Genomic DNA, 15,039 nt, shown 5'->3' on the forward strand with positions numbered 1-15,039 from the left:
CGTACGGACGGCACTCCGGGCGGCGGCGCGTCGGCGTGCCGTGTCCGGGGTGGCTTCAGGCTGCTTCCGGGAGGACGCCGGGCGCCGTCTGCGGCGCGATGTCGTACGGACCGGGCCCGCCGACACCCGTCCCCGCGGCCTTACCGCCGGACGCCTCGGCGCCGAGCGGTTCGGGGGCGCCCTGGTCGATCAGCTCGCGCCGGGGGCACGTGCCCCGGCCGAGCAGCGCCTGGATGCGGCGGACACAGCCGCCGCAGTCGGTGCCGGCCTTGCTGGCGGAAGCGATCTGGCGCGGGGTGCAGGCACCGGACTCCGCGTGCTCACGGACCTGCTGCTCCGTGATGCCGAAGCACGAGCAGACGTACACGCGGATTCACCTCCGTCGACCTGTTCCGCAGTGAGGTTACCCTTACCTTACCCGGGACGAAAGTCCGTTAACAACGCCGATGGGGCGCGGATCCTGTGATCCGCGCCCCATCGGCGTGTACGTACGGCCCGGCCGGGCCGGTGACTCACTGGCCCCGGTACATCTCCGCCACCAGGAACGCCAGGTCCAGCGACTGGCTGCGGTTGAGCCGCGGGTCGCAGGCGGTCTCGTAGCGCTGGTGCAGGTCGTCGACGAAGATCTCGTCGCCACCGCCCACGCACTCGGTGACGTCGTCGCCGGTCAGCTCGACGTGGATGCCGCCCGGGTGCGTACCCAGGCCCTTGTGCACCTCGAAGAAGCCCTTGACCTCGTCCAGCACGTCGTCGAAGCGCCGGGTCTTGTGCCCGGAGGCGGCCTCGAAGGTGTTGCCGTGCATCGGGTCGCAGATCCAGGCGACCTGCGCGCCGGAGGCGGTGACCTTCTCGACCAGCTCGGGCAGCTTGTCGCGGATCTTGTCCGCGCCCATCCGGGTGATGAAGGTCAGCCGGCCCGGCTCGCGCTCCGGGTCGAGGCGCTCGATGAGCGTGAGCGCGTCCTCGGCGGTCGTCGTCGGACCCAGCTTGACGCCGATCGGGTTGCGGATGCGGGAGGCGAACTCGATGTGCGCGCCGTCCAGTTGACGGGTGCGCTCGCCGATCCAGACCATGTGGCCGGAGACGTCGTAGAGGTTGCCGGTCCGCGAGTCGGTACGGGTCAGCGCGGACTCGTAGTCCAGCACCAGCGCCTCGTGGGAGGCGTAGAACTCGACCGTCTTGAACTCCTCCGGGTCCACCCCGCAGGCGTTCATGAAGTTCATCGCGCGGTCGATCTCGCGCGCCAGCGCCTCGTACCGCTGCCCGGACGGGGAGGACTTCACGAAGTCCTGGTTCCAGGCGTGCACCTGGCGCAGGTCGGCGTAGCCGCCGGTGGTGAAGGCCCGTACCAGGTTCAGCGTCGCGGCGGAGGCGTGGTACATCCGCTTCAGGCGCTGCGGGTCCGGGATGCGGGCCGCCTCGGTGAACTCGAAGCCGTTGACGGAGTCGCCGCGGTAGGTCGGCAGCGTCACCCCGTCGCGGGTCTCGGTGGGCTTGGAGCGCGGCTTGCTGTACTGGCCCGCGATCCGGCCGACCTTGACGACCGGGACCGACCCGGCGTACGTGAGGACCGCGCCCATCTGGAGCAGGGTCTTGAGCTTGTTGCGGATGTGCTCGGCGGAGACGGCGTCGAACGCTTCCGCGCAGTCGCCGCCCTGGAGCAGGAACGCCTCACCACGGGCGACCTCTCCCAGGCGCTCGCGCAGCTGGTCGCACTCGCCGGCGAAGACGAGCGGCGGATAGGACTCCAGCTCGGCGATCACATCGCGCAGAGCCTCTTGGTCCGGCCATTCAGGCTGCTGCGCCGCGGGCAGGTCTCGCCAGGTGTTGCCACCGGCGTGGATTTCAGCGTTCACGGTCACGCGTCAACTTTACGGGGTCCGGACGGGGGTCCATCTCGCCGACCGGGATGTGAGACGAAGGTCCCACTCCCGTGGACCGCCGGGGGCGCGCGCCCGGCCCGGTGGTGCGCCCGCGCGGCTCAGTCCGGTACGGAGTCCTCCGGGGCGCCGCGGGCGATGGCGGCCAGCGTGCGCAGCGCGTACGCCAGGTCGTCGGGCGCCGGCGCGGCGAGGGCGACGCGGACGGCGTTGGGGGCGGGCGCGGCGCCGTGCGTCCCCTCCGCGCCGACGGCGAACGCGGCGGCCGGGGTGACGGCGATGCCGTGCCGGGCGGCGGCCGCGAGGAAGGTCTCCGCGCGCCACCCCTCGGGCAGTTCCCACCAGGCGAAGTAGGAGGCCGGGTCGGCCCGCACCCGGAAGCCGTCGAGGTGCTCGCGCAACAGCGCCTGCCGGGCGGCGGCGTCCTTGCGCTTGGCCTCGACGACCGTCGTCACCACACCGTCCAGCAGCCAGCGGACGGTGGCGTCCAGGGCGAAGCCGCCGACCGTCCAGCCGCCGGAGCGCAAGGCGGCGGCGACCCGGTCGGCGGACGCGGGCGGCGCGAGGACCAGGCCGGCGGTCAGGCCGGGCGCCAGGCGCTTGGAGAGGCTGTCGACCAGGAGGGTGCGCTCGGGGGCCAGGGCGGCCAGCGGCGGCAGGCCGGCCTGCCGGCCGTCGTCCAAGAGGAAGGACCAGACGGCGTCCTCGACGGCCCACAGGTCCAGGGCGCGCAGCGTCTCGGCCAGCTCGGCGCGGCGCCCGGCGGGCATGGTCACGCCGAGCGGGTTGTGCAGCGTCGGCTGGAGGTAGACGGCGTGCAGCGGGGCGCCGCGGTGGGCCTCCCGTACGGCGTCCGGGTGCAGGCCGTACGCGTCGCCGGCGAGCGGTACGAGGGTGACGCCGAGGCGGGCGGCGACGGACTTGACCAGCGGATAGGTGAGCGCTTCGACGCCGAGGCGGCCGCCGGGCGGCACCAGCGCGGCGAGTGCGCCCGCGATGGCCTGGCGGCCGTTGCCCGCGAAGAGCAGGCCCGCGGGGTCGGGGCGGAACTCCCCGCGGGCGAGGAGGGCGGCGAAGCACGCGCGGGCGGCCGTGGAGCCGGTGGCGGGGGCGACGGCCAGGGCCGCGCTCAGCACGTCGGGGCGCAGCAAGGGCTCCAGACCGCGGGCCAGGAGAGCGGCCTGCCCGGGGACCTCGGGGTAGTTGAGTTCGAGGTTGACGCGGGTGCGGCGGGCGGGGGCGGCGGGTTCGGCGAGCGCGGGTCCGGGGGCGTGCTGGGCGGCGCGTACGTACGTGCCGCGGCCGACCTCGCCGACGGTCAGCCCGCGGCGGGCCAGTTCGCGGTAGACGCGGGCGGCGGTGGAGTTGGCGATGCCGTGGGCGCGGGCGAAGGCGCGCTGGGTGGCGAGCCGGTCGCCGGGGCGCAGCCGCCCGGCGGCGATGTCGGCCGCGACGGCGTCGGCGATGCGCTGGTAGTCCTCCACGGGCCCTCCCGGTTGTCACTTCAGGTGTCCATCATTGCACCGAGTGCAATGTTTTTATTGCACCGAGATGGTGTGCGTCCTAGCATCGAGCCGTCAACAGGCCGGACGTCAGGATCCTACGAACAGGGGCGAGTTGTGCTGCGTACAGCCACCGTCAACGGCATCACCACCACGTACGAGGACACCGGCGGGACGGACACCGGCGGAGAAACGATTCTGCTCATCCATGGGCACCCCTTCGACCACACGATGTGGGCCCCGCAGACCACCGCACTCGCCACCGCCGGCCACCGCGTCCTCGTACCGGACCTGCGCGGCTACGGCGCCACCCAGGTCGTCCCGGGCACGACCCGCCTGGAGACCTTCGCCGCCGACCTCGCCGCCCTCCTGGACCACCTCGGGGTGACGGACCGCATCGTCCTCGGCGGCCTGTCCATGGGCGGCCAGATCGCCATGGAGTGCGCCCGCCGCTTCCCGGAACGGCTGCGCGCCCTCGTCCTCGCGGACACCTTCGCGCGAGCCGAGACCCCCGAGGGCCACCGAGCCCGCAACGCCATGGCCGACCGGCTGCTGCGCGAAGGAATGCACGGCTACACGGAAGAAGCCCTGGACAAGATGGTCTCGCCGCACACCATCGCCACCCGGCCCGCCGTCGCGGAGCACGTACGGCGCATGATGCTCGGCGCGCCGCCCGAGGGCGCCGCCGCAGCTCTGCGGGGCCGCGCGGAACGCCCCGACTACGCCGATACGCTGACCCGGCTCGCCGTACCGGCCCTCGTCCTGGTCGGCCGCGACGACACCTACACCCCGGTCGCCGACGCCGAGTTCCTGTGCGACCGCATCCCGGACGCGCGCCTGACCGTCGTCGAGGACGCCGCCCACCTGCCCAACCTCGAACAGCCGGACGCCTTCGACGCCGCGCTCACCGCTTTTCTCGCGGCGCTGCCGGAGCGTGTCGGGTAGGGTGCCGCCATGCACGCGCAACCAACCATGAACATGAACTGGTGGTGGACCGCTCATCCGGCGGCCCACTGATCGCGCGTAACCACTGACATCGCGAAGGCCGCCCGAGGGGCGGCCTTCCGTGCTGTACGGGCCGTTCCTCCCTCCCGGAAGGAACCGCCGACATGCCTCGCTCCACCACCGACGCCGGCATCACCGCAGTTGGCACCACCGCAGTGGGCAGCACCGAAGCCGGCACCGCCGACGTCCTGCGCCGCCTGCTGTCCCCCGGCTGCCCGCCGTTCGCCCTGCTGCACCGCCGTACGCCCGGCCGTCCCGCCGCCGACACCGCCGGCACTGTCGAAGTACTGGTCGGCGAGGTGACCGAGGTGGCACGGCTGGACGGCATCCCGCTCGGCGACGGCGTGCCGGACGGCGGCGCCGCGGTCACCGACGCGCTCGCGCTCGTCCCGTTCCGGCAGATCCGCGAGCGCGGGTTCGACGTCCGCGACGACGGCACCCCCTGGCGGTGCTGCGCCCGGAGGAGGCGTACGAGCTGCCGCTGGACGAGGTGCTGGCGGAGCTGCCCGCCCATGAGGTGGAGGTGCGCGGCGGCGCCTTCGACGTCTCCGACGACGCGTACGCCGGGATCGTCGAGCGCGTCCTGCGGGACGAGATCGGGACCGGCGAGGGCGCGAACTTCGTCGTCCGGCGCACCTTCCAGGGCGAGATCCCCGGTTTCGGAACGGCCGACGCGCTCGCGCTGTTCCGGCGGCTGCTGGCCGGTGAGCGCGGCGCGTACTGGACGTACGTCGTGCACCGGCCGGGTGTGCGCACGCTGGTCGGCGCCAGCCCCGAGGTGCACGTACGGATGTCCGGCGGGACGGTCGTGATGAACCCGATCAGCGGCACCTACCGCTACCCGGCCGAGGGGCCGAGCCCCGAGCACCTGCTGGAGTTCCTGGGCGACCGCAAGGAGGTGGAGGAGTTGTCCATGGTCGTGGACGAGGAGTTGAAGATGATGTGCACCGTCGGCGACATGGGCGGTGTAGTGGTCGGGCCGCGCCTGAAGGAGATGGCGCACCTCGCGCACACGGAGTACGAGTTGCGCGGCCGCTCCTCGCTCGACGTGCGTCAGGTGCTGAGGGAGACGATGTTCGCCGCGACCGTCGTCGGCTCGCCGGTGCAGAACGCCTGCCGGGTGATCGGGCGCCACGAGGTGGGCGGGCGCGGCTACTACGCGGGGGCGCTGGCCCTGATCGGGCGGGACGCGGGCGGCGCGCAGACGCTGGACTCGCCGATCCTGATCCGTACGGCGGACATCGGCGCGGACGGCGGGCTGCGGGTCGCGGTCGGCGCCACCCTCGTACGGGCCTCCGACCCGCGCGCCGAGGTCGCCGAGACGCACGCCAAGGCCGCCGGGGTGCTGACCGCGCTCGGCGTGCGCCCCGCGCCGGACCGTACGGAGGAGACCGCCGGGCGGCCGCGGCTGGCGGACGACCCGCGGGTGCGGGCCGCGCTCGACGCCCGCCGCGCGGACCTCGCGCCCTTCTGGCTGCGGATGCAGAGCACCGCGCCGACCGCCGCGCTGTCCGGCCACGCGCTGGTGATCGACGCGGAGGACACCTTCACCGCGATGCTGGCGCACCTGCTGCGCACCTCGGGGCTGACGGTGACCGTGCGCCGGTACGACGAGCCGGGGCTGCGGGAGGCCGTGGCGGCGCACGAGGGGCCGGTCGTGCTCGGTCCCGGCCCGGGCGACCCGTCGGACGCCGCCGACCCGAAGATGCGGTTGCTGCGCGCGCTGACCGCGCGACTGGTCGGCGACCACCGGCACGGGCTGCTCGGTGTCTGCCTCGGGCACGAGCTGATCGCCGCTGAGCTGGGGCTGGAGATCGTACGCAAGGAAGTGCCGTTCCAGGGCGCGCAGGAGCGCATCGACTTCTTCGGCCGCCCGGAGACCGTCGGCTTCTACAACACCTTCACGGCCCGCTGCGACGAGACGGCGGTGGCCGAACTGGCCATGCACCGGGTCGAGCTGAGCCGGGACGCGGACTCCGGCGAGGTGCACGCGCTGCGCGGTCCCGGGTTCGCCGGGGTGCAGTTCCACCCGGAGTCCGTGCTGACGCTGGACGGCGCGGCGATCACCGCGCGGCTGCTGGCCGCTGTCCTGGTGTGACGAGGAAGTTCTCGTTGGTGCGGCCGGCCAGGTAGTCCTCGACGTTGCGTACGGTGGCGTCGACGATCTGACCGACCGCGTCCTCGGTGAAGTACGCCTGGTGCGAGGTGACGAGCACGTTCCCGAAGGTCATCAGGCGGGCGAGGGTGTCGTCGTGGACGACTTCGAGGGACTTGTCGAAGAAGAAGAGCCCGGCCTCCTCCTCGTAGACGTCCAGGCCGACCCCGCCGAGCCGGCCGGCCTTGAGGGTCTCCACCAGCGCCGCGGTGTCGACGAGGCCGCCGCGGCTGGAGTTGACCAGGATCGCGTCGTCCTTCATGGCGGCCAGCGCGGCGGCGTCGACGAGGTGGCGGGTCGCCTCCGTCAGCGGTACGTGCAGGCTGATCAGGTCGGACTCGGCGAACAGCCGGTCCTGGCCGACGTAGGTCATGCCCAGCTCGGCGCAGCGGGGGTTCTCGGCGAGGTCCCAGCCCAGCAGCCGCATGCCGAAGCCGTGGGCGATCCGGGTGAACGCCTCGCCGATCTTGCCGGTGCCGAGCACACCGGCGGTGCGGCCGTGCAGGTCGCGGCCCATCAGCCCGTCGAGGCGGAAGTCGAAGTTCCGGGTGCGGTTGGCGGCCCGTACGATCCGGCGGTCGACGGCCAGGGCCAGGCCCCAGGCGAACTCCGCGACCGAGTACGGCGAGTAGGCGGAGACCCGGCCGACGGTCAGCCCGAGGTCGGCCGCGGCCTCCAGGTCGATGTTGTTGTAGCCGGTGGCACGCTGGGCGATCATCTTCGTGCCGCCGGCCGCCAGCTCCTGGATCACCTCGGCGTTCAGGTCGGCGTTGACGCTGACACTGACGACCTCGTAGCCCGCGGCGATGGGGGCGGTGTCACGGTTGAGGAAGACGTCGAGGCAGCGGACCTGGTGGCGGCCGGCGAAGGCCTGCCCCAGCAGCGGCCGCTCGTCCGCCTGCACGCCGAACGCGATGATCTCCACGGTGTCTCCCGACGTTGCCGGTCATGCGGTCCGGTCGCCGCCGCCCGTTTCAGGGCATATGCGGCGACAGGGCCGAATATACGGCGCGGGAGGCGGCCCGGCCGCCCGTCCGACGCGTTCGGCGACATACGGCGGCGTACGGCGGGCTTGTCGGTGCCCGGCCCGCCCGCACGCCGCTCGGGCTCAGCCGAAGAAGACCCCCGCCTCCGCGTACAGCTTCGGGTCGACGGTCTTGAGCCTCGCGGTCGCCTCCGCCAGCGGCACCCGGACGATGTCCGTGCCGCGCAGGGCGACCATCTTCCCGTAGTCCCCGTCCCGCACCGCGTCGATCGCGTGCAGGCCGAAGCGGGTGGCCAGCCAGCGGTCGAAGGCGCTGGGCGTGCCGCCGCGCTGGGTGTGGCCGAGCACCGTCGTCCGGGCCTCCTTGCCCGTACGCTCCTCGATCTCCTTGGCCAGCCACTCGCCCACGCCGGACAGCCGCACATGCCCGAACGAGTCCTTCGACCCGTCCTTGAGGACCATCTGGCCGTCCTTGGGCATGGCGCCCTCGGCGATCACCACGATCGGCGCGTACCGGACCTTGAAGCGGGACTCGATCCAGGCGCAGACCTGTTCGATGTCGAAGCGCTGCTCGGGGATGAGGATGACGTTGGCGCCGCCGGCCAGGCCGGAGTGCAGCGCGATCCAGCCCGCGTGCCGGCCCATGACCTCGACGACCAGGACGCGCATGTGCGACTCGGCGGTGGTGTGCAGCCGGTCGATGGCCTCGGTGGCCACGCCGACGGCGGTGTCGAAGCCGAAGGTGTAGTCGGTGGCGGACAGGTCGTTGTCGATCGTCTTGGGCACGCCGACGCAGGGCACGCCGTACTCGCCGGAGAGCCGGGCCGCGACGCCGAGGGTGTCCTCGCCGCCGATCGTGATCAGCGCCTCGACCTCCTCCTTGGCGAGGGTGTCCTTGATCCGGCGGATGCCGTCCTGCTGCTTGAGGGGATTGGTCCGCGAGGAGCCGAGGATCGTGCCGCCGCGGGGCAGGATGCCGCGTACGGCGGGGATGTCGAGCGGTACCGTGTCGCCTTCCAGGGGCCCGCGCCAGCCGTCCCGGAAGCCGACGAAGTCGTAGCCGTACTCCTGAACGCCCTTACGCACCACGCCTCGGATGACCGCGTTGAGACCGGGGCAGTCACCGCCGCCGGTCAGTACTCCGACCCGCATCGCTTCTTCACCTTCATCCCGTGAGGGGCCGCGCACCCGCCGGTTGGCCGCGCGCGGCCGTGCTGTGCCGACGCCGGTCACGCTAATGGTGATGCACGTCACCCCGGGATGGGGCGGAAAGCGAATTCCCCGGAAATGCCGGGGACTTGACGCGAAGCGTTCACTCGTACGAGCGCATTGCGCACAAGCGGCCGGTGCCCTCACGGGACTCCCGGACCGTGCGGGCCGGGACCCTAGACCTCGTCCAGGCCCCGTTCTATCGCATACCGGACCAGTTCGACGCGGTTGTGCAGCTGGAGCTTGCCCAGGGTGTTCTGCACGTGGTTCTGGACCGTGCGGTGCGAGATGACCAACCGGTCGGCGATCTGCTTGTACGACAGGCCCTTGGCGACCAGGCGCAGCACCTCGGTCTCCCGCTCGGTCAGCTGCGGCGCGCCCGGCTCGTCCTCGGCGGCCGGGGCGGGCTCGGTCGCCAGCCGGCGGTACTCCCCCAGCACCAGCCCGGCCAGGCCCGGCGTGAACACCGGGTCGCCGGCCGCCGTACGACGCACCGCGTCCAACAGCTCCTCGGTGCTGGCCGACTTGAGCAAGTAGCCCGTAGCGCCCGACTTGACGGCCTCCAGCACGTCGGCGTGCTCACCGCTCGCGGAGAGCACCAGCACCCGCAGGGCGGGGTTGGCGCCGACCAGCTCCCGGCAGACCTCCACGCCGGGCAGGCCCGGCAGGTTCAGGTCCAGGACCAGGACGTCGGGCGCCGCGGCCTGCGCGCGGCGCACCGCCTGCGGCCCGTCCCCGGCCGTCGCCACCACCTCGTACCCGGCCCCGGCCAGGTCGCGGGCGACCGCGTCCCGCCACATCGGGTGGTCGTCGACCACCATCACCTTCACGCCCTGCGGCTCGCTCACGCCGTGCTCCTCCCCCGTTTCCGGCCCTCGGGCGCTCCGCCCTTGGGGACTTTCAGCTCCACTTCCGTGCCCTGGCCGGGGACCGAGATCCAGTCGGCGCTGCCGCCCAGCTCCCGCAGCCGGCCGCGGATCGACAGGGCCACCCCCAGCCGGCCCTCCCGCTCGGCGTCCGCGAGGCGCCCTTCGGGGATGCCGGGACCGTCGTCCCGCACCGTCACGACCACCTCGTCCGGCTCGTCCTCCACCAGGATCCACGCCTGTGCCTCGGCACCCGCGTGCACCCTGACATTGTCCAACGCGGCACTGACGGCGGCCGCCAGCTCCGCGGCGGCCGCCGCCGGGAGCACGACGGGCCCGCCCGGCTCGGAGAACGTGACGCGCGCGCCGGCGTGCGGCGCGAGCAGGGCCCGTACGTCGCAGGGCCCGGCGTCGGGGCCGTCCTCGGCGCACGGCACCGGCGCGGCCAGTGCCTCCTGCGGGGTGCGGACCGCGTCCTCCCCGGCGGCGGAGACGGCCGTACCGGGCCGCGGGACCAGTCCGCTGGAGACCAGCGTGCGCAGCGCGACCTCCTGCTCCCCGGCCATCCGGCCCAGCTCGGCGGCCTCGCCCCCGATCGCGGCACCGCGCCGCTGCACCATCGCCAGGACTTGCAGGACGCTGTCGTGAATGTCCCGGGCCAGCCGCTCCCGCTCCCGGGTGGCGGCCTCGATCTGGAGGGCGCGGGCGAGGGTGCGCTCACTGGCCCGGGCCACCTCGACCACGTAGCCGATGGCGACGCTCGCCACCCACACCAGGACGACATTGTGGATCGTGTCGCGGGCGAGCTCCTGGCGCTCGACCAGATTGACGACGGCGACCAGCGCCGAGGCCACCGCGGCCCAGCGCCAGCCGCCCTTGATGGCGAAGCCGAGCACCGCGCCCGCCGTCCAGATGGAGGGCAGGGTCGCCGCGCCGTCCATGATCCGCTCGTGGCTGTCCGCCACCAGGGTGAGCAGGATGCCGCCGAGCGCGAAGGACAGGTCGCCGATGAGGAAGGCGCGGGTGCAGCGCTCCGCCGAGGTGGTACGGCGCCAGGTGAAGGCCATCCACACGGTCAGCGCCGTCATGTAGGCGGCGGCGACGAGGGGGTGCGCGTACTTCTTGTACGAGAACACGAACAGGACCAGGACGTAGGCCAGGGTCAGGACGCGGTAACCGGTCAGCGCCCGCCACAGCGGGAGTTCCACCGACATCCGGACCACCCGCTGCGGCCGCCCCTTGCCCTTGCCCGCCGCCGTGCCGGCCGCGGGCCGTGTCTCTGCCTCTGTCATGTCGCCCCCACCCTGTGCCGGGGCGTGCCTACGCCCCGCTGCCGGTCCTGCCCTGCCGGTCCGCGGCCGGCGCGGCCTGCCCCTTGCCGCCCTTGGCCGCTTTCTCTGCCTTCTCTGCCTTCTCGGCCTTCTCGGCCTTCTCGGCCTTCTCGGCCTTCTCGGCCTTTTCCGCCTCGGCCTTCTTCTTGGCCGCGTCCGCGATCTGCCGCTTGGCGGCGGTCGCGTAGATGTCCACGTACTCCTGGCCCGACAGCTTCATGATCTCGTACATGACCTCGTCGGTCACCGAGCGCAGGATGAAGCGGTCGCCCTCCATGCCGTGGTACCGGCTGAAGTCCAGCGGCGTGCCGATCCGGATGCCGGGCCGGATCATCTTCGGCATGACCTTGCCGGGCGGCTGCACCTTCTCCGTGTCGATCATCGCGACGGGGATGACCGGGGCGCCGGTGGCCAGCGCCACCCGGGCCAGGCCGCCGGGCTTGCCCCGGTAGAGCCGGCCGTCCGGCGAGCGGGTGCCCTCCGGGTAGATGCCGAACAGCTCACCGCGCTCCAGCACCTCGATGCCGCTCTTGATCGCCGCCTCGCCCGCGCCGCGCGCGCCCGAGCGGTCCACCGGCAGCTGGCCCACGCCCTTGAAGAAGGCGGCGGTCAGCTTGCCCTTGACGCCCGGCGAGGTGAAGTACTCGGCCTTGGCGATGAAGGTGACCTTGCGGTCGAGCACCGCGGGCAGGAAGAAGGAGTCCGAGAAGGACAGATGGTTGCTCGCCAGGATCGCGGGTCCCGTTGCGGGGATGTTCTCCAGGCCCTCCACCCAGGGGCGGAAAGCCAGCTTCAGCGATCCGCCGATGGAAAACTTCATTGCGCCGTAGATCAACCCACTGCCTCCTGTGTGTGACGCAAAGACCTTAACCTGCCCCGGCGTCCCCCTCTTCTCGGCGGCCCGCCCGCCGGCGGCTCCGCCCGGCCCGCCCGCCCCGCGGCTCCGTACCGCCGGGGCGCCCGTACGGAGCGCACGGCCACGGCGCTCGGGGCGCACGAGCGGGCTCCGCGGGGGCTTTCGGACCTATCCGCCCGGCGCCGCTCCGCGTAGGCTTCCAGTAACCCGCGCAACCCGTTGCCGCCCGGCCCCTCACCGATCGGAGTCCCCCGGTGCCGCTGCTCCCCGGAGCCGAGCCGTTCCGCCGCGAGGGCGGCCGGACCGGCGTCCTCGTCTGCCACGGTTTCACCGGCTCCCCCAGTCCGTACGCCCCTGGGCCGAGTACCTGGCCGACCGCGGCCTGACCGTCTCGCTCCCGCTGCTGCCCGGCCACGGCACCCGCTGGCAGGACATGCAGCTCACCACCTGGCAGGACTGGTACGCCGAGGTCGACCGCGAGCTGCGGTCGCTGTCCGGACGGTGCGAGCAGGTCTTCGTCTGCGGCCTGTCGATGGGCGGCGCGCTGGCGCTGCGGCTGGCCGAGGTGCACGGCCCCGCCGTCAGCGGCCTGGTACTGGTCAACCCGGGCAACAAGGTGCACGACGCGGCCGCCCCGCTGCTGCCCGTGCTGCGGCACCTGGTCCGTACGACCAAGGGCGTGGCGAACGACATCGCCAAGCCGGGGTCCGCCGAGACCGGCTACAGCCGGGTGCCGCTGCACGCCGCGCACTCGCTGCGCCGTCTCTTCCAGCTCGTCGACGCCGAACTGCCCCGGGTCACCCAGCCGTTGCTGGTGCTGACCAGCCCGCAGGACCACGTCGTGCCGCCCGCCGACTCCGAGCGCATCCTGAGCCGGGTGTCCTCCACGGACGTACGGCAGACGCTGCTGGAGCGCAGCTACCACGTCGCCACGCTCGACCACGACGCCGAGCGGATCTTCGAGGACACCTACGACTTCATCGCCCGTCTGGCACCGAGCGTGCGCACGGGCGTGGAGAGTGAGGAGACGGCCACCGGTGGAGGAGCGTAGCCCCCGCGACCCCCGCGACCCGCTGGACGAGGAAGCCGCCTGGGCCGAGATCGTGGCCGGGTACGGCAAGGCGCCCGCCTTCCCGGACGAGGACGGACCGGTCTCCAGCACGGGCCCGAGGGCGGCCGGCGAGCCGTCCGGCAGCGGCGGTACGGACACCGGGCCGGCCCGCGCCGACCTGGGCAGGACGGGCGAGGACCGCGCCGACGGCGGGCGGCGCCCCGACGGCAAGCCGCCCGAGAAGAGCGACCCGGGACGCACGGACCGTACGGATCGTACGGACCGCGCCGACCGTACCGACCCCGCGGACCGCACCGACCGGGACGACGGCGGCCTGACGGTAGAGGAGCGGCCGCGCAGCGAGCCCTCCCCCGGCGCCCCGGACGGGCCCGGCAAGAACGGCGTGGGCAGCTTCGTGGTCTTCGCGCCCGGCGTCGGACCGCGCGACTGGTCGGCGTCCGAGGCGTCCGAGGCGTCCGGTGACGGCCTCGACGGGACGGACGAAGGGCACTTCGTGCCGCCCGAGCCGCCTCCGCTGCCCAAGGCCGACGTGACGGCCAAGTTCGCCTGGATCGCGGTGCTCGGCGGGCCGCTGCTGCTGGTGCTCATGGTGCTGTTGCAGCAGCCCGTCACGTGGTGGCTGACGCTGCTGGGCATCGGCGGTTTCCTGGGCGGCTTCGCGACGCTGGTGGCCCGGATGAAGCACGACGACGAGGACGACGAGGAGCTGCCGGGCGGCGGCGCGGTCGTATGACCGTACCGGCCGCCGCCCCGCGGCCGGGCCGCCGTCCCCCGCACGCCCGGGGATTCACCCTCGCGCGCCAGGTGTCCTGACCGACGTTGACGCCGCGAACGGGAAGGATCACGCCGAGTATCCGGCCGTGTTCCCGGGAGGACCCCCGTGCGCCATCCGTTCTCGTCGTCATGTCCCCGTCCACGTCGTCGCGTCCGGGTGGCGGCCGCCGCCGCGACGGCCGCCGCGGTGACGGGCCTGCTCGCCACCGTGCCCGCCGCGGCCAGTCCGCCGCAGCAGCGGCAGGCCCCCGGGCCGGGCGCGGTGGTCTCCCTCGGCGACTCCTACATCTCCGGCGAGGCCGGGCGCTGGGCCGGCAACACCAACGCCAACCCGGCCAACTTCCCCGCGTCGACGCGCTCGGCGCGACCGCGTACTTCGACAACGCGAACCGCACCGCCGAGCGCATCCCCAAGTGCCACCGCTCGCGCTCCGCCGAGATCCACCTCGGGCTGCCCGGCACCGCGAGCGAGAACCTGGCCTGCTCCGGCGCCCGTACCGATTCCTTCCGGTCCTCGAAGGGCGTCGCCAAGCCGGGCCTGGACTTCTCGGACGCGGCGGGCGTGCCGGGGCAGGCCAGGCAGCTGGAGGAGTACGCCCGCGACCATCCGGTGCGGATGGTCGCCGTCTCGATCGGCGGCAACGACTTCCGCTTCGGTGACGTGGTCACGTCCTGCGTCCTGGCGTACCTGAGCCCGCTGCCGAAGTCGTGCAGCCAGGACGCGGCCAACCGCGCCCGGTTCACCGACCAGGCGGTGGAGCGGCGGGCGGACGACATCGCGGGCGGGCTGCGCAACGTCAAGCGGGCGATGCTGCGGGCCGGCCACGACACCGACGAGTACGACGTGGTCGTGCAGAACTATCCGGCCCCCATCCCGCACGGCCGCGACTTCCGCTACCCGGCGGCGCTGGGCGCGCGCCAGACGATGGGCGGCTGCGCGTTCAACGACCGGGACGCCGACTGGGCGGTGGACAGCGTGCTGCCGGCCGTCGGCCGGGCCGTGCAGCGGGGCATCGACAAGAGCGGGCTGGACAATGTCCGCTTCCTCGACGTCACGCACGCCTTCGACGGGCACCGCCTGTGCGAGCGCGGAGTCGGGCTGGTCGAGCCGGTGCGCGGCACGGTGAACCGGTGGACGGACCCGGGGGCGTCCGACAAGACCGAGTGGATCAGCTGGGTGCGGACGGTCACCGCGGTGCTGCCGCCGTTCCAGGTGCAGGAGGCGCTGCACCCGAACCACTGGGGTCAGCTGGCCCTGCGGAACTGCTTGCGGCAGGCGTACACCTCGGTGAACAGCGACAAGGCTCCCAAGAGCCGGCTCACCTGCACCGGCGGCGGCCCCGGCCGCAACGGGCGCGGCGAACCGAACATGAAGCTGTCCTGAGCACCGCCGGAACCGTAGCTC

At 73.2% G+C, this 15,039-nt stretch carries 11 protein-coding genes and 2 pseudogenes; 5 read left to right on the plus strand and 8 right to left on the minus strand.

Annotation, left to right across the window (positions count from 1 at the left end; all coding sequences use genetic code 11):
* Positions 1-55: 55 nt before the first annotated feature.
* The 3 genes from ACEXOX_RS14650 to ACEXOX_RS14660 all read right to left on the minus strand — a co-directional run bounded on the left by ACEXOX_RS14650 (position 56) and on the right by ACEXOX_RS14660 (position 3,364).
* Positions 56-367, minus strand: coding sequence for a bacterioferritin-associated ferredoxin (locus ACEXOX_RS14650; protein ID WP_406521049.1), 312 nt, complete (start codon positions 365-367; stop codon positions 56-58).
* A gap of 145 nt (positions 368-512) precedes the next feature.
* Positions 513-1,862: a class II 3-deoxy-7-phosphoheptulonate synthase gene (locus tag ACEXOX_RS14655; RefSeq protein WP_406521051.1), complete on the minus strand. Its 1,350-nt coding sequence runs from the start codon at positions 1,860-1,862 to the stop codon at positions 513-515.
* 119 nt (positions 1,863-1,981) lie between these two features.
* Entirely contained in the window at positions 1,982-3,364 is a 1,383-nt protein-coding gene (locus tag ACEXOX_RS14660) for a PLP-dependent aminotransferase family protein (RefSeq protein ID WP_406521053.1), read from the minus strand.
* Between the two features lie 135 nt (positions 3,365-3,499).
* Here ACEXOX_RS14660 and ACEXOX_RS14665 point away from each other — a divergent pair, with 135 nt between their 5' ends.
* Complete coding sequence (locus ACEXOX_RS14665; RefSeq protein ID WP_406521054.1) at positions 3,500-4,327, plus strand: alpha/beta fold hydrolase; 828 nt, start codon at positions 3,500-3,502, stop codon at positions 4,325-4,327.
* Between the two features lie 164 nt (positions 4,328-4,491).
* Positions 4,492-6,485, plus strand: a pseudogene (locus ACEXOX_RS14670) (anthranilate synthase family protein).
* Here ACEXOX_RS14670 and ACEXOX_RS14675 read toward each other — a convergent pair.
* From ACEXOX_RS14675 to ACEXOX_RS14695, 5 genes are all read right to left on the minus strand, one after another.
* Positions 6,451-7,467 carry a 2-hydroxyacid dehydrogenase gene (locus ACEXOX_RS14675; RefSeq protein WP_406521056.1) on the minus strand — a complete coding sequence of 339 codons (1,017 nt, stop codon included), beginning with the start codon at positions 7,465-7,467 and terminating at the stop codon, positions 6,451-6,453. The pseudogene ACEXOX_RS14670 and the gene ACEXOX_RS14675 overlap by 35 nt on opposite strands.
* A gap of 183 nt (positions 7,468-7,650) precedes the next feature.
* Entirely contained in the window at positions 7,651-8,679 is a 1,029-nt protein-coding gene (locus ACEXOX_RS14680; RefSeq protein WP_406521058.1) for a 6-phosphofructokinase, read from the minus strand.
* 233 nt (positions 8,680-8,912) lie between these two features.
* Positions 8,913-9,557 (minus strand): response regulator, encoded by a 645-nt coding sequence (locus ACEXOX_RS14685; RefSeq protein WP_406526347.1) that lies wholly within the window; start codon positions 9,555-9,557, stop codon positions 8,913-8,915.
* 23 nt (positions 9,558-9,580) lie between these two features.
* Positions 9,581-10,894 carry a MacS family sensor histidine kinase gene (macS, locus tag ACEXOX_RS14690; protein ID WP_406521059.1) on the minus strand — a complete coding sequence of 438 codons (1,314 nt, stop codon included), beginning with the start codon at positions 10,892-10,894 and terminating at the stop codon, positions 9,581-9,583.
* Positions 10,895-10,922: 28 nt separating this feature from the next.
* Complete coding sequence (locus tag ACEXOX_RS14695; protein ID WP_406526348.1) at positions 10,923-11,753, minus strand: lysophospholipid acyltransferase family protein; 831 nt, start codon at positions 11,751-11,753, stop codon at positions 10,923-10,925.
* 290 nt (positions 11,754-12,043) lie between these two features.
* Between ACEXOX_RS14695 and ACEXOX_RS14700 the strand changes: the two are divergent.
* From ACEXOX_RS14700 to ACEXOX_RS14710, 3 genes and pseudogenes are all read left to right on the plus strand, one after another.
* Positions 12,044-12,840, plus strand: a pseudogene (locus ACEXOX_RS14700) (alpha/beta hydrolase).
* The gene (locus ACEXOX_RS14705; protein WP_406521061.1) at positions 12,827-13,594 is read left to right on the plus strand and encodes a hypothetical protein; all 768 of its coding nucleotides are present in this window, start codon (positions 12,827-12,829) and stop codon (positions 13,592-13,594) included. Before ACEXOX_RS14700 ends, ACEXOX_RS14705 begins: the two are co-directional and overlap by 14 nt.
* Before the next feature lie 170 nt (positions 13,595-13,764).
* Positions 13,765-15,018 carry a hypothetical protein gene (locus ACEXOX_RS14710; protein ID WP_406521062.1) on the plus strand — a complete coding sequence of 418 codons (1,254 nt, stop codon included), beginning with the start codon at positions 13,765-13,767 and terminating at the stop codon, positions 15,016-15,018.
* Positions 15,019-15,039: the final 21 nt, after the last annotated feature.

The sequence above is a fragment of the Streptomyces sp. Ac-502 genome (assembly GCF_045222935.1).
GTDB classification, from domain to species: domain Bacteria; phylum Actinomycetota; class Actinomycetes; order Streptomycetales; family Streptomycetaceae; genus Streptomyces; species Streptomyces monomycini.